Annotated in this window: 13 protein-coding genes; 11 read left to right on the plus strand and 2 right to left on the minus strand. The window is 64.2% G+C overall.

Features of this window, described 5'->3' with window-relative positions:
• The first annotated feature begins 101 nt into the window (after positions 1 to 101).
• Positions 102 to 416: a hypothetical protein gene (locus tag AB5Y51_RS15710; protein WP_368178712.1), complete on the plus strand. Its 315-nt coding sequence runs from the start codon at positions 102 to 104 to the stop codon at positions 414 to 416.
• On the opposite strand, the gene AB5Y51_RS15715 is transcribed toward AB5Y51_RS15710, so the two are convergent.
• Positions 406 to 1,749 (minus strand): dihydroorotase, encoded by a 1,344-nt coding sequence (locus AB5Y51_RS15715; protein WP_039038976.1) that lies wholly within the window; start codon positions 1,747 to 1,749, stop codon positions 406 to 408. The two genes, AB5Y51_RS15710 and AB5Y51_RS15715, sit on opposite strands and share 11 nt — an antisense overlap.
• 79 nt (positions 1,750 to 1,828) lie before the next feature.
• On the opposite strand from AB5Y51_RS15715, the gene AB5Y51_RS15720 reads away from it, so the two are divergent.
• On the plus strand, positions 1,829 to 2,713 hold the full coding sequence (locus AB5Y51_RS15720; RefSeq protein WP_368178713.1) for a 6-carboxytetrahydropterin synthase: 885 nt from the start codon (positions 1,829 to 1,831) through the stop codon (positions 2,711 to 2,713).
• A gap of 70 nt (positions 2,714 to 2,783) precedes the next feature.
• On the opposite strand, the gene AB5Y51_RS15725 is transcribed toward AB5Y51_RS15720, so the two are convergent.
• Positions 2,784 to 4,796: a methyl-accepting chemotaxis protein gene (locus AB5Y51_RS15725; RefSeq protein ID WP_201894746.1), complete on the minus strand. Its 2,013-nt coding sequence runs from the start codon at positions 4,794 to 4,796 to the stop codon at positions 2,784 to 2,786.
• Between the two features lie 256 nt (positions 4,797 to 5,052).
• Here AB5Y51_RS15725 and hinT point away from each other — a divergent pair, with 256 nt between their 5' ends.
• From hinT to secF, 9 genes are all read left to right on the plus strand, one after another.
• Positions 5,053 to 5,403, plus strand: a complete 351-nt coding sequence (hinT, locus tag AB5Y51_RS15730) for a purine nucleoside phosphoramidase (RefSeq protein WP_010674343.1) — start codon at positions 5,053 to 5,055, stop codon at positions 5,401 to 5,403.
• Positions 5,403 to 6,824, plus strand: coding sequence for a COG3014 family protein (locus tag AB5Y51_RS15735; protein ID WP_368178714.1), 1,422 nt, complete (start codon positions 5,403 to 5,405; stop codon positions 6,822 to 6,824). The genes hinT and AB5Y51_RS15735 overlap by 1 nt, the downstream gene beginning before the upstream one ends.
• Positions 6,825 to 6,892: 68 nt before the next feature.
• Positions 6,893 to 7,291, plus strand: a complete 399-nt coding sequence (locus AB5Y51_RS15740; protein WP_160839394.1) for a YcfL family protein — start codon at positions 6,893 to 6,895, stop codon at positions 7,289 to 7,291.
• Entirely contained in the window at positions 7,291 to 7,887 is a 597-nt protein-coding gene (gene lpoB, locus AB5Y51_RS15745; protein WP_010674346.1) for a penicillin-binding protein activator LpoB, read from the plus strand. Before AB5Y51_RS15740 ends, lpoB begins: the two co-directional genes overlap by 1 nt.
• Positions 7,877 to 8,740 carry a phosphotransferase gene (locus AB5Y51_RS15750; protein WP_368178715.1) on the plus strand — a complete coding sequence of 288 codons (864 nt, stop codon included), beginning with the start codon at positions 7,877 to 7,879 and terminating at the stop codon, positions 8,738 to 8,740. The genes lpoB and AB5Y51_RS15750 overlap by 11 nt, the downstream gene beginning before the upstream one ends.
• Before the next feature lie 51 nt (positions 8,741 to 8,791).
• Complete coding sequence (locus AB5Y51_RS15755; RefSeq protein ID WP_041215412.1) at positions 8,792 to 9,652, plus strand: DUF6279 family lipoprotein; 861 nt, start codon at positions 8,792 to 8,794, stop codon at positions 9,650 to 9,652.
• 106 nt (positions 9,653 to 9,758) lie between these two features.
• A complete protein-coding gene (locus tag AB5Y51_RS15760; RefSeq protein WP_042863667.1) occupies positions 9,759 to 10,226 on the plus strand; it encodes a hypothetical protein in 468 nt (155 codons plus the stop codon).
• A 148-nt stretch (positions 10,227 to 10,374) separates the two neighbouring features.
• Positions 10,375 to 12,177, plus strand: coding sequence for a protein translocase subunit SecD (gene secD / locus AB5Y51_RS15765; RefSeq protein ID WP_029314367.1), 1,803 nt, complete (start codon positions 10,375 to 10,377; stop codon positions 12,175 to 12,177).
• A gap of 109 nt (positions 12,178 to 12,286) precedes the next feature.
• Positions 12,287 to 13,201: a protein translocase subunit SecF gene (gene secF, locus AB5Y51_RS15770; protein WP_029314368.1), complete on the plus strand. Its 915-nt coding sequence runs from the start codon at positions 12,287 to 12,289 to the stop codon at positions 13,199 to 13,201.
• Positions 13,202 to 13,336 lie beyond the last annotated feature (135 nt).

Below are 13,336 nucleotides of genomic sequence, written 5' to 3' on the forward strand. Positions count from 1 at the left end.
TGAGAGGATTCGAACCTCCGACCCTCTACACCCCATGCAGATGCGCTACCTGGCTGCGCTACACACCGACGGAGTCAGCTCGGCTGACGGGGAGGGAGTTTATGGAGATGCCCCGACCCTGTCAACAGGGGAAATTCAGGTTCGAGATCGTTTGCCTGCTTTGCGAGCAACTTCGGATCAAAGTGCGACCAGTGGTGCATTTTGTCGGCACCTCACCGCTGTCTTGCAGGAAAAACGGCCACCCGGAGGTGGCCGTTTGGCGTGATGCTCTCAAGTCGAGATCAGCGGTTGAAGGTCAAGCGCATGCCCAATACCTTGTCGGTGACCTGACCGTTCTGCCAGGCAATCTGGCCGTTCACCAGGGTCATCTCAAGCAGGGCGCGCTGGAAGCGGTCATCATCCAGATCAGCGGTTGAAGGTGAGTCGCTTGCCCAATACCTTGTCGGTGACTTGGCCGTTCTGCCAGGCTATTTGTCCGTTCACCAGGGTCATCTCGATGGTGCTCTGGAAGCGGTAGCCGTTGAACGGGGACCAGCCGCACAGGTAGAGCAGGTTGCTGTCGGTGACCACGTAGGGCTTGCCGAGATCCAGCAGCACCAGGTCGGCGAAGTAGCCTTCCCGGATGTAGCCGCGATCCTGCACCTGGAAGCGCTCGGCCACCGCGTGGGAGGTCTTCTTGACGATGGTTTCCAGGCTGAAGACCCCGTTGTGGTAGAGCTCCAGCAGCGCCTGCAGGGAGTGCTGCACCAGGGGCACGCCGGACGGCGCCTTGAAGTAGCTGTTCTGCTTCTCTTCCCAGGTGTGGGGGGCGTGGTCGGTGGCGATGATGTCGAGCACGTCGTTGCGCACCGCATCCAGCAGGGCGTGCTGGTCGGCAGCGCTCTTCACCGCCGGGTTGCACTTGATCTGGCTGCCCAGGGTGTCGTAGTCCGCCTCGTTGAAGAAGAGGTGGTGTACGCACACTTCGGCGGTGATGTTCTTGTCCTTGAGATCCTTCAGATCCGGGGTGGCGGTAAAGAGTGAGAGCTCTTTCGCCGTGGTCAGGTGCAGCACGTGCAGCTTGGCGCCGTACTGTTTGGCCAGGGAGACCGCCATGCTGGAGGATTTGTAGCAGGCGTCCGCGCTGCGGATGCGGCCGTGCTCGCGCATGGGCACGTCTTCGCCCCACTTGGCGCGAGCTTCGTCTTCCAGCACCTTGATGGACGGGGTGTCCTCGCAGTGGGTGACGATCATCACCGGGCTTTCGCGGAAGATGGCTGCCAGGGTCTCCTGGTTGTCCACCAGCATGTTGCCGGTGGAGGCCCCCATGAAGATCTTGATGCCGCAGGACTGCTTGGGATCGAGTTTCTTGATCTCTTCCAGGTTGTCGTTGGTGGCACCCAGATAGAAGCTGTAGTTGGCGGCGGCGGAGTTGGCGGCGATCTGGTATTTGGCTTCGAGGGCGTCGATGGTGGTGGTCTGGGGATTGACGTTGGGCATTTCCATGAAGCTGGTGGTGCCACCGGCCACGGCGGCCCGGGATTCACTGGCGATGGTTCCCTTGTGGGTCAGGCCGGGCTCCCGGAAGTGGACCTGATCATCGATCATCCCGGGGATGAGATGACGGCCCGTTGCATCGATCACCACGGCATCGGGGGCACTGATGTCCGGGGCGACGCGGGCGATCCGCTCACCCTCGATCAGGACGTCGGAGGCATAGATGCGGCCTTCGTTGACCAGGGTGGCATTCTTGATAAGCAATTTGTTCATGGGGGGTTCCAGTTCCTTTGCCGATAATCCGGGGTCATAATATCGCAAACTGCACTTTCTCTGTAGCAAGGCCTGAGTAATGAAGTTATTTGTTAGAGATTTGACTGTGATCGATTCCAGCTATTTATGCGAGCGCCGCGGCATGGTGGGCGAGAGCTGGCTGGTGGACATCGAGATGAGTGGCGAGCTCAACGAGATGAGCATGTTGCTGGACTTCGGTCGGGTGAAGAAGCTCATCAAGTCGATCATCGATGAAGAGGTGGATCACAAGCTGCTGGTGCCGACGGAATGTCCCCTGGTCCATGTCCACGCGCTGGACAACGACGAGAGCACCGTGGATCTGCTGCGTCCGGGTCGCGCCATTCACCTGCGTTGCCCGGCCCAGGGCTTTGCCTTCATTCCGGCCCCCCAGGTGGATAAAGAGTCGGTGACCCGCTATCTGCTGGGGGTACTGGCCAAGCGCCTGCCCGGCAACATCAAGGATCTCTCCCTGACGTTGCGCCAGGAGCGCATCGAGGGCGCCTTCTACCACTACAGCCACGGCCTCAAGAAGCACGACGGCAACTGCCAGCGCATCGCCCACGGCCACCGCTCTCCCATCGAGATCCTGGTGAACGGGGAGCGTGACGAGGAGCTGGAGTTCAACTGGGCCGAGCGCTGGGCCGACATCTACCTGGGCACCGAAGAGGACAGGGTGGCCCTTGGCGAACTCGTCCTGAGCGAGCGGGCCGAGGCGTCACTGAAAGAAGGGAACGCTCACTACATCGGCTTCAAGTACGTGGCGCCCCAGGGGCTGTTCCAGCTCGCCATGCCGGCGGCGGAGGTGGAGATGATCGATACCGACACCACCATCGAGCTGCTGGCCCACTACATCGCCCGCGAAGTGAAGAAGCAGGTAGGGGACAAGTTCGTCAAGATTGTCGCCTATGAAGGGGTCGGCAAGGGCGCCATCGCCTACGCCTGATCCCGCGCCGCATGCCAGTAAAAAACAAGGCCCCGCCAATGCGGGGCCTTGTCGTATCGGGTCGTGGCCATCAGGCACTGAGGCGGAAGCGCTGGACCAGCCCCTCCTGCTGCTCGGCAAGGGAGTCGAGCTGCTGGCTGGTCTCGGCGACCCGCTCTATGCCCTGATAGTTGAGATCCGAGATGTCGGAGATGCGGTTGAGGTTGGTAGCGATGTCGGCGCTGGTGGCCTGCTGCTGCTCGGCGGCGGAGGCTATCTGGCTGGACATGTCGCTGATGAGCACCACGATGCCCTGCACCTCTTCCATGGCGTTGTTGGCCTGGGAGCTCTGATCCACGCAACTGTCCATCTCGCGGGAGCACTCCTGCATCACGTTGACCGCCCGGGCGACGCCTTGCTGCAGGTTCTCGATCATGGTCTGGATTTCGCTGGTGGACTGGGCGGTGCGGCCAGCCAGGTTGCGCACCTCGTCGGCCACCACCGCAAACCCGCGTCCCTGCTCGCCGGCACGGGCCGCCTCGATGGCGGCGTTGAGGGCCAGCAGGTTGGTCTGCTCGGCGATGCCGCGGATGACGTCGAGGATGTTGCCAATCTGGCCGCTCATGGCGCTCACGTCGCCAATCACCTTGCCGGTCTGCTGCAGCTTGCCCGCGAGCTGATGGGTGGTGGTGATGTTGCCTGCCATCACCTTGCGCCCCATCTCGGAGGCCTTCTCCACATCCTGCACCCGCTCCAGGGTCTGGTTGGCGGCCTGGGCCACCTCCCGCACCGAGGCCTCCATCTGGGTCATGGCGGCGGCGACCGAGGCAGTTTCCTGACGCTGTTTTTCCAGATCCGCCCGCACCGATTCGGTGGTGTGGCGGTTGTCGTGGGCGGCGCTGTTGAGCTGGGTCGACGCCTGGGAGAGCTGCTTGAGCACATCCCCCATCTGGTGGATCAGCAGGTTGATCTGGCTGGCGAGCTGGCCGAATTCGTTCTGGCTCTTGAAGCCGACGCGCTGGGTCATGTCACCCTGGGTCACCTCGGTCAGCACCCGCAGCAGCTCTTTCAGGGGGCGGCGGATGGCCTTGCCCAGGGTCAAGGCCACCAGGATGGCGACGAAGATGGCGATGGCGATGCTGATCCCCTGGGTCAGGGTACTCTGGGTCTGCACCCGATCGGAGGCCTGGATGCTGGCGTTCATCAGCTGCTGGCTCTGGGCGGTGATCCCCTCCAGCTTGTTCTGGATGCTGAGGATGAGCTGGCTCGCCTGCTTGCTCTGCTCGCGCATGGCCTGCTGCTGCTTCATCAGGGCCAGGTATTGGGAGAGCACGCCGTCATTGCCCGTGGTGTCGCGCACGAAGCCATGGACGTAGTGGCCCATGTTGTTGTCGAAGTCCTTGAGCTCCCCCTGGAGATCCTTGATGGTGCTGTTGAAGCCCTCGATCTGCATCTTGTTGCGCTTGAGCGCCGCCTCGATGGGGGCGGGGATGCTCTGGTTGAGGGCATCCATGGTGGAGAGCTCGATGGCGGAGAGCTTGGTGGTCAGGGTCTCGGAGAGCATCTTGATGAAGCTGTCGTCGATGGTGACCATCATGTCCCCCAGGTTCTTCTTGAACTGGGGCAGGCTGACCTGGAACTGGCCCTTGGCCTGATTGACCTTGTGCAGCCGGGTGAGCAGGGCCTCGTGTTCGCCGGGCAGGGTCTGGGTCAGTTGCAGGTAGTCATCCACCAGCTTGACGAGGGCAGTCATGTCCGCCTGCAACTGGGGATGAACCGCCACCTGCTGTTTGAGGCTGGCGACCATCTTGTCGACCTGGCCCTTGGCCTGTTGCAACTCGGCCACTTCCGCCGGCAGTTGCTTGAGATCCTGCTCGGTCAGCACGTCGGTGAGCCATTTGTTGGCGCTGAGCAGGCTTATCTGGGTCTGGCTGCTGGCGAGTACCAGCGGCATGGACTCCTGGGTCACCTGATCCAGGGCGCCGCTGAGTTCGCTCTGGCCGCGAAAGGTCAGTACCGCACTGGCGACCATGACGGCGACCAGGATGGCAAAGCCCAGATAGACTCTCTGTAAGATCGAGAGGTCTGACATTGTTTGTTTCATTATTGTCCCGCTGTCTGTGCAAAAGTCCCTTGCCTGAGTACCCCGTCCCTTTGATACCCTGCATGCCCCGAGGGGGATGCCGTTGTGGTTCGCGGGACGTCTCCTCGCTATCGGTATTCTTCACAATAACTGAAGCGATTGGGACAACGGCTGTGCCAAATGTCGGCTTGTGTCACACTTGGCGCGTTGCGGCGGCCTGTTTGGGAGCCGCTTGAGCTTTGTATTGAATTTTCTTTTTCCTATAAAGGAGTTACCCATGGCGCAAGAAACCATTTTCAGCAAAATCATCCGCAAGGAGATCCCCGCCGACATCCTTTATCAAGACGATCTGGTGACCGCGTTTCGCGACATCCAGCCCAAGGCCAAGACCCATATCCTGATCATTCCCAACGTCCTCATCCCCACCGTCAACGACGTGGAGCCGGATCACGAGCTGGCGCTGGGCCGGATGTTCACCGTGGCCCGCAAGCTCGCCAGCGACGCGGGCATCGCCGAGGACGGCTACCGCCTCATCATGAACTGCAACCGCCACGGCGGGCAGGAGGTCTATCACATCCACCTGCACCTGGTCGGTGGCGAGCCCCTGGGACCCCTGCTGAGCCTGTGATGCGCCTCGTCCCGTCGACCGGCCTGCTGTTGGCCGGTCTGCTGCTGGGGGGCTGTGCCTCCCAGTGGAAAGACATGTTCGTCTCCTACTCGGATCAGATGGTGCCCCTGCGCAACCAGCTGCTGCTGGGCCATGCCGCCGAGGCCCTGCCCGAGGTGCGCGAATCGACCCCGGGGGACGACACCTTCGTGCTCGACCAGCTGGAGAAGGGGCGCATCGCCTGGCTGGCGGGTCAGGACGGCCCCAGCAAGCAGGCCTTTGCCGCCGCCGACAGCCGGCTTGTGTGGGAAGACAGTCAGGCCGAGTACCGCCTGAGCCAGGGACTGGCCCAGGCGGGCAGCCTGCTCACCAACGATCAGACCCTGGCTTACCAGGCGCCCGATTACGAGCGCACCATGCTGCACCACTATCTGGCGCTCAACTACTTGCAGCGCGGGGATGCCGACGGCGCCCTGGTAGAGGTACGCCGTGCCAACCAGGTGCAGGAGCAGGCCCTTAAACGGCGGGCCGACGAGGTGCGCAAGGCCGCGCAGGAGGGGGAGCAGGAGGACGAAGCCGGGGAGATGCGCCAGCTGATGTCGCGCGGCGCCCCCGAGCTCGATCGCCTGATAGGCCAGGTGAAAAACGGTTTCCAGAACGCCTACACCTTCTATTTCTCCGGCGTGCTCTACGAGGCGGCCGGGGATCTCAACGACGCCTGGGTCGATTACCAGCGCGGCTATCAGATAGCGCCGGACAACCAGAGCCTGCAGGATGCCTTGCTGCGCCTGGCCCGGCTTCGCGGCTCTCCCGAGGAGCTCAAGGAGACCGAGCAACGGATGGGCCGCAAGGCGCCGCCCTTGGCCAAGGATCAGGGCCAGCTGGTGGTGCTGTTTGAAGATGGCCTCATCCCGGCGCGCCGGGAGCTCTTCCTGCCGCTGCCCATCTCCACCTCCAGCGGCGATTTTCGTACCTTTACCGTGGCGGTGCCCTATTACGACAATCGGGCCAGCGACGGCGCCCCGCTCACCCTGTCGGTGGGCAAGGGGGTGGCGCAGACCAGCGAGCTGGTGAGGCTGGAGGCGCTGGCGGCCAAGGATCTGCAGGAGCGGCTGCCTGGCATGCTGACCCGGCAGGCCCTGCGGCTGGTGGCCAAGGAGCAGGTGCGGCGCACTGCCGCTAAGGAAGGAGGGGATGTGGGCAACATCCTGGTGGGGATCTTCAACACCCTCTCGGAGCGGGCGGATACCCGCAGCTGGCTGACGCTGCCCGCCAAGGCCTCGAGCTGGCAGGGGATGGTCCCGGCCGGGAACGTCACCCTGACCCTGGGGGCGGGCAGCGCCATGCGCACCCTGCCACTCAGCGTCCACGCCGGGCGCACCACCCTGGTGTGGGTACAGCGCCTGGGGAGCGGTCTCACGACCCGGGTGATGCCCCTCTAGGGGGAACCGGATATGGCAACTCAGATGAATGACCGGTCAGGCCGACGGCCACCGGCAAGGAGAACAAGATGAAAGCACAAGAGTTGGCCCTGGGCCTGGTTCTGCTGCTGACGGGCTGTGCCACCAATACTTCCGGCGTGGCGCTCTATGGCGCGGCCGGTGCGGCGGCGGTGGCCGAGCAGCATCAAAACGTCAACGTCACCCTGACCGAACTCAGCCGGCGCCAGCAGAACGGCCTGTTGCAGGTCAACGTGGCGGCGGCCAGCACCCAGCGTGGTGACCACACGCTGCAATATCTCTTCTACTGGTATGACGACGCGGGGCAGGAGGTGGCCAGCGATGGCCGCGGCTGGACCCCCCTCAAGCTACATGGCTACCAGACCCGCACCCTGTCCGCCCTGGCGCCGAGCCCGGCTGCACGGGGTTACCGGATTTACGTTCGCGAAGTGATGGAGGAATCCTACTGATGAAAATGAATCATGCCCTGCTGATCCTGACCGGCGCCCTGCTGCTGGGCGGCTGCTCCAGCACCACCGTCAGCTATGGCGATCCCACCGAGACCGAGACGGTGACCGTCGATTACGGCTCCTCCGACTTGCAGGCCATCGCCGACAAGATGGCGGATTCCATGCTGGCGTCCCCGGCCACCAGCGAGATCACCGCCGGGGGCCGCCCCGTGATGTTCATGGACTCCATCCGCAACAAGACCTCGGAGCACATCGACACCGAGGCCATCACCGACACCATCCGCACCAAGCTGCTGCGCTCGGGCAAGTTCCGCTTCGTGGACATGAGCAAGGTGGCGGCGGTCAAGCAGCAGCTCGAATACCAGCAGGGCAGCGGCATGGTGGATCCCGCCACCATGGTGCGGCTCGGCAAGCAGACCGGTGCCCGCTACATGGTCTATGGCAACCTCGCCAGCATCGTCAAGGACAACGGCAAGGTGAAGGACGTCTACTACCAGATGACCATGAACCTGATGGATGTGGAGAACGGCGAGCTGCTGTGGGCCGATCAGAAAGAGATCCGCAAACAGGCCAAGAAGTCCACCTTTGGCTGGTGAGGACCCGCGGGGGCAGGGGGATCTGGCGGAGCTGGCGCTCCTCGCCAGCCTGCCGGCGCCCTGGGATCAGGGGCGCCTTGAGCCGCTTGGCCAGGGCCTGACCAACGGCAACTACCGGCTCTGCCTCCCCACTGGCGAGCAGGCCTTCCTGCGCCGCGGTCATCCTGATCCGGTGCGCCTTGGCATCGACCGGGCCACCGAGTGGCAGCTCTACCAGGGGGCGGTGGGGCAGGGGCTGGCGTTGCCCTGTCATCACGGCGATCCCGCCACCGGCCTGATGCTGCTGGCGTGGTGCGACGAACCCAACTGGGCCGAGCAGGCGCCGCCTCTCGCCGTGCAACCCCGCCTGATGGCGGAGGTGCTGGTGCGGCTGCACCGCCTGCCGGTGCCGACCGTGGTGATGGCGGTGCGGGCTCACAGCGGCGGGTATCGGCAGCGTCTGGCCCATATCCCTCCCTGGCTGCCCGCGCTGGAGCGGGCCCTGCTCGCGAGCCGGGAGCCGGACGACTGCTGGCTCCCTTGCCATCACGATCTCAATCCGGCTAACTTGTTGGGGTCGCGGCCCTGGGTCATCGACTGGGAGTACGGCGCCGCCGGTCATCCTGGGTTCGAGGTCGCCAGCATTCAGCGCACCCACGGCTGGAGCGAAGAGCAGCGGTGCCAGTTGGAGAGCTGCTATCTTGAAGCCATGGACGGGGCAGCGACGGGGCTGGGGCCCCGGGGATTCCAGGCCGATGCCTTCCTGCCCTGGGTCGATTACATCGGCCTGCTGTGGGCGCTGCTGATGGCCGAACAGCAACCCGGGCCCGAGTATCAGGCCCTGATCGACATCAACCGCCAGCGCCTGGAGTGATGCCAGGCAACGGCCCGCGCGACGCGTGTATTCAATGAATGGGAGGCATGCATGGTGACCACATTCTCATGGCGTCAACCGCGTAGCTGGAGCCTGCTGCTGCTCTGCCTGCTGCTGACGGGTTGCGCCACCCGGGTGATCTACTACTGGCTCGACTCGGCCATCGTCTGGCAACTGGACGACTACTTCTCCCTGGACCGCAGCCAGAAGAAGCTGCTTGACCAGGAGGTGAAGGGGCTGATGGCCTGGCACCGGCAGCATGAGCTGCCCATCTATGCCCGGGATCTCGACGCCCTGGCCAAGGCGGTGGCCAGCCCCATGAGCCCGGCCCAGGTGACCCTGCATCTGGACAGAACCCAGGCGAGCCTGACCCGTACTCTGGAGAACGCCATTCCCCGCACGGTGCGCCTTGCCAAGACCCTGACCGACGAGCAGGTGGCTCGCTTCATGGCCGATCGGGTGAAGCGCCAGCAGGAGCGCCAGCACGATTTTGCCACCCAGTCGAAGGCCGAGATGATCAAGGGCTTTCGGGAGAAGATGAACGAGCGCCTGGTGTTCTGGATTGGCAAGGTGAAGCCGGCCCAGGAGCCCCTCATCACGCAGTGGGCCGAGTGGCAATACGAGATGATGGCCCCCTGGCTCGACTTTCAGGAGGCCTGGACCAAGGAGCTGGATCGGCTGATGAAACAGCGCCAGAGTCCGGATTTCGGCCAGGAGCTGACTCGCTTGCTCCAGCAGGGGGACGGCCTGATGGATGGCCGCTTCACCGGCTACACGGACCAGTCCCGCCAGCGTACCATCCAGTGGCTGAGCGATCTCAGCCACTCCATGGATCTCTCCCAGCGGGCCCACCTCTACACCCTGCTCAAGGACTATGCCGAGGACTTCGAGGGCATGACCCGCAGCCGCTGAGGACGCGGTGAGACAACACAAGGGCGGCGGGCCCCGGGCCTGCCGCCCTTGTTCTTGTGGGGCAGGCTGTGGTAGCTTGCCCTTTCTATTGTGTGGGAATTAACTTTTGAACCTGACCGACAACGTGAAACTGGCGGCGATGACCCTGCTCATCACCCTCGCACTGTTGTTCTCTACCCTCTCGGTGGAGGGGGTCAAGGTACCCGCGTTCCAGCCCTCGGCCCAGCAGGTACACTCGCTGGCGGAGGGGGCGGCGCCTGCCGACGCAAGCCCGGCGGCCCACGGCGTCAGCGGCAGTGACGATGGCATCGTCAAGTTCGTCGGCTCCCACCAGAATCACCTGCTGCGCCTCGAGCACTCCCTGAGCCGCGATCATCAGCCCGGCAGCGTGGTCTACGAGCTGGTGATGAGCTGGTCCCAGCAGGCCATCCTGCTGCTGCTGTGCGGCCTGCTGTTCTATGCCGCCCTCTTCTACCCGGGGACGAGCTTTCGCGATCACTTCGCCGGCATTCACAGGCGCCGCCTGCAGCGCCGGCATCTGCAGTACCGCTTCGCCCAGAGTTTCCTTGCCTGACCCCGATGGGGTCAGCTTGCCACCTGTTGCCTCATCTTCTCTCTGTTGCTGTTCACTTTTAGTGAACGGCTAGGCTGTCTTGTTTCATTTTTTTGCACGGCGCGACCCCGGTGTCGCCCCTTGCCATCGCCTGACAGAGGCCGATTTCATGAGAAAAAAGAGTCATACCGTGTTGAACCGCATGAGCCTGTGGCAGTACGCCCTGTTGCTGCTGATGCTGGTCACGTTCGCGTTCTATTCCCTGCCCACCTTCTTCGGTGAGCAGCCTTCCCTCGGTCTGCACGGCCAGTCGCGCCTGAGCGACGCGCAGCGCACCCTGCTGGCCGAGAACCACATCGACCCCCTCAAGCAGATCGCCCAGGGTGGCCGGATGGCGCTGGTGTTCGCCAGCCAGGGGGAGCAGCAACTGGCCAAGCAGTTGCTGGAGCAGCAGGGGCTGGACAGCGCCGCCCTGACCCTGGAGTTCTACTCCAACGCCCCGGCCTGGATCAGCCGGCTCGGCGCCGACCCCATCAAGCTCGGGCTGGACCTGCGCGGTGGCTCCCAGCTGCTGATCGGGGTGGACGTGGATTTCGTCATCGATAACCAGACCAAGAACCTGGTGGATACCCTGCGCACCCGTTTTCGCGAGGCCAACCTGCGCGGCGCCAGCGTGATGCGCACCGCCCAGGGGAGCGTGGCCGTCACCCTGCCCGACGTGGCGGGGCAGGAGGCCTGGCTCTCCATCATCAAGGAGAGTGCCGGTACCCGCCAGGATCAGTGGACACTGAGCCGCTCCGGCAATGCACTGACCCTGGTGCTGAGCGACGCCGAGCGCACCCTGCTGGTGAACAACGCCGTGACCCAGAACCTGTCGATCCTGAAAAAGCGGATCAACGAGCTCGGCATCGTCGAGGCCTCGGTGGTGCGTCAGGGGCAGGACGGCATCCGCATCGAGCTGCCGGGGGTGCACAACCCCAAGCAGGCGAAAGAGGTGATCGGCGCCACCGCGTCCCTGGCCTTCTATGAAGCCAAGGCCGACAGCCGCTTCTTCATGGCGGATCGCAGCGGCCAGGCAGTGGGGCTGGCCCGCCAGCCGGTGCTGAGCGGCGAGCACATCGTCGATGCCCGCGCCAACATGGGGGAGATGGGGCAGCCCCAGGTCAACATCGTGCTCGACACCCTGGGGGGGAGCAAGATGAACCAGTTCAGCCGCCAGCACGTGGGCAAGCCCATGGCCACCGTCTTCACCGAGTACAAGACCAACGCCGAAGGCAAGCTGCGCGCCCGAAGCGAGGTGATCAACGTCGCCACCATCCAGACCGCCCTTGGCAACCAGTTCCGCATCACCGGGATTGGCAGCCTGCCGGAGGCCCAGGAGCTTGCCATGCTGCTGCGGGCCGGGGCCCTCACCGCGCCGCTGAAGATCCTGGAGGAGCGCAGCATTGGCCCGACCCTGGGTCTGCAGAACATCGAGGCGGGCTTCACCGCCCTGGCGTTCGGCATGGCGGGCATGATGCTGTTCATGATGGCCTGGTATCGCAAGTTCGGCTGGGTCGCCATCACGGCGCTGGTGGCCAACCTGCTGATGCAGGTGGGCATGCTGGCGGTATTGCCGGGGGCCGTGCTGACCCTGCCGGGGATCGCCGGTCTGGTGCTCACCGTCGGCATGGCGGTGGATACCCATGTGCTGATTTTTGAGCGGATCAAGGACCGGCTGCGGGAAGGGGGTTCGTTGGCCAACGCCATCGACTTTGGTTATCGCTCGGCGTTTCGCACCATCTTCGATGCCAACATCACCACCCTCATCTGCGCCGTGGTGCTCTATGCCATCGGTTCCGGGCCGCTGCAGGGCTTCTCCATCACCCTGATCCTGGGGCTCATCTCCAGCATGGTGACCGGCATCTGGGGCACCCGCGCCATCATCAACCCCCTGTGGGGCAACAGCCGCGCCAAGCTGCTGAGGGTATGACCATGAACCGACTTCATCACCATGACGCCGCGCCCGTGAGTCTGCATGACCTGCGCACCGACCGCTTCCTGCCGGGAAGCCTGTACCACCTGACGTCGAGGGAAGAACAATGCTGAGAATGATCCTGGCCATGGGGCTGACCCGCTGGCGCTATATCGGGCTGTGGGCCTCTGTGCTGCTGACCCTGGCCTGCGTGGCCGTCCTTGCGACAAAAGGGCTCGCCCTCGGGCTCGATTTCACCGGCGGGATCCTGCTGGAGTTTCGCATCCAGACCCTGAAGGAGGCCCATGAGCTCAACGCTCTGCTGACGGCGCCCCTGGCGGGGGTGGTGGAGCTGCACGGCGCCGGTGTGCCCGGCGAGTGGCTCATCAAGCTGCCCCCCCACGCACTGCCCTGGGCGGCGGAGGATCTGGCGACCATGCTGGGGCAGCAACTCGCCCTGCCGGTGGAGCTCTTGCGCACCACCATCGTCGGGCCCCAGGTGGGCGCGGAGCTGTTCCAGCAGGGGATGCTGGCGGTGCTGGTGGCCTCGCTCGCCATCTCCGCCTACCTGGCGGTGCGCTTCGAGTGGCGCCAGGCCATCGGCATCCTGGTGTCGGTGCTGCACGACGGTCTGGTGGCCATCGGGCTGCTCGCGCTCTTTGACATCGAGTTCGACCTCAACGTCATCGCGGGCCTGATGGCGGTGATAGGCTACTCCCTCAACGACAGCATCGTCATTTCGGACCGGTTGCGGGACTTGCTGGGGTCGCGTACCCGCATGGGGATCCACGAGTGCTCGGACGTGGCCATCAAGGCCACCTTCAGCCGCACCATGATCACCTCGGGCACCACCCTCTTCACCGTGGGGGCCCTGCTCCTGTTCGGCGGCGACGCCCTCTACGGCTTCTCCTTCACCCTGTTCGCCGGCATCCTGGTGGGGACGCTCTCCTCCATCACGGTGGCCTCCACCGTGCAGGAGCTGCTGGGGCTCTCCCCCCAGGCCTACCAGAAAAAAGAGGAGGAGCTGGCCGAGGCGGCGTGACCGCCGAGCCCCCCGTCACGGGGCACATGGGCGGCCAGTGTGGCCGCCCCGGGCAAATAAAGGAAGGCGAATGCCTTCCTTTTTCCATTCTGCCAGAGGGGGCGGCGGTCCCGAAGGCCGGGTTGGGGCGGCGGG

This window comes from Aeromonas sp. R7-1, from assembly GCF_040908115.1.
Taxonomy (GTDB): domain Bacteria; phylum Pseudomonadota; class Gammaproteobacteria; order Enterobacterales; family Aeromonadaceae; genus Aeromonas; species Aeromonas caviae.

Excerpts from the sequence above, each read along its gene's own strand:
- AB5Y51_RS15710 (WP_368178712.1), top strand. The coding sequence starts at position 102 with ATGGAGATGCCCCGACCCTGTCAACAGGGGAAATTCAGGTTCGAGATC.
- AB5Y51_RS15715 (WP_039038976.1), bottom strand. The coding sequence starts at position 1,749 with ATGAACAAATTGCTTATCAAGAATGCCACCCTGGTCAACGAAGGCCGC.
- AB5Y51_RS15720 (WP_368178713.1), top strand. The coding sequence starts at position 1,829 with ATGAAGTTATTTGTTAGAGATTTGACTGTGATCGATTCCAGCTATTTA.
- AB5Y51_RS15725 (WP_201894746.1), bottom strand. The coding sequence starts at position 4,796 with ATGAAACAAACAATGTCAGACCTCTCGATCTTACAGAGAGTCTATCTG.
- hinT (WP_010674343.1), top strand. The coding sequence starts at position 5,053 with ATGGCGCAAGAAACCATTTTCAGCAAAATCATCCGCAAGGAGATCCCC.
- AB5Y51_RS15735 (WP_368178714.1), top strand. The coding sequence starts at position 5,403 with ATGCGCCTCGTCCCGTCGACCGGCCTGCTGTTGGCCGGTCTGCTGCTG.
- AB5Y51_RS15740 (WP_160839394.1), top strand. The coding sequence starts at position 6,893 with ATGAAAGCACAAGAGTTGGCCCTGGGCCTGGTTCTGCTGCTGACGGGC.
- lpoB (WP_010674346.1), top strand. The coding sequence starts at position 7,291 with ATGAAAATGAATCATGCCCTGCTGATCCTGACCGGCGCCCTGCTGCTG.
- AB5Y51_RS15755 (WP_041215412.1), top strand. The coding sequence starts at position 8,792 with ATGGTGACCACATTCTCATGGCGTCAACCGCGTAGCTGGAGCCTGCTG.
- secD (WP_029314367.1), top strand. The coding sequence starts at position 10,375 with ATGAGAAAAAAGAGTCATACCGTGTTGAACCGCATGAGCCTGTGGCAG.
- secF (WP_029314368.1), top strand. The coding sequence starts at position 12,287 with ATGCTGAGAATGATCCTGGCCATGGGGCTGACCCGCTGGCGCTATATC.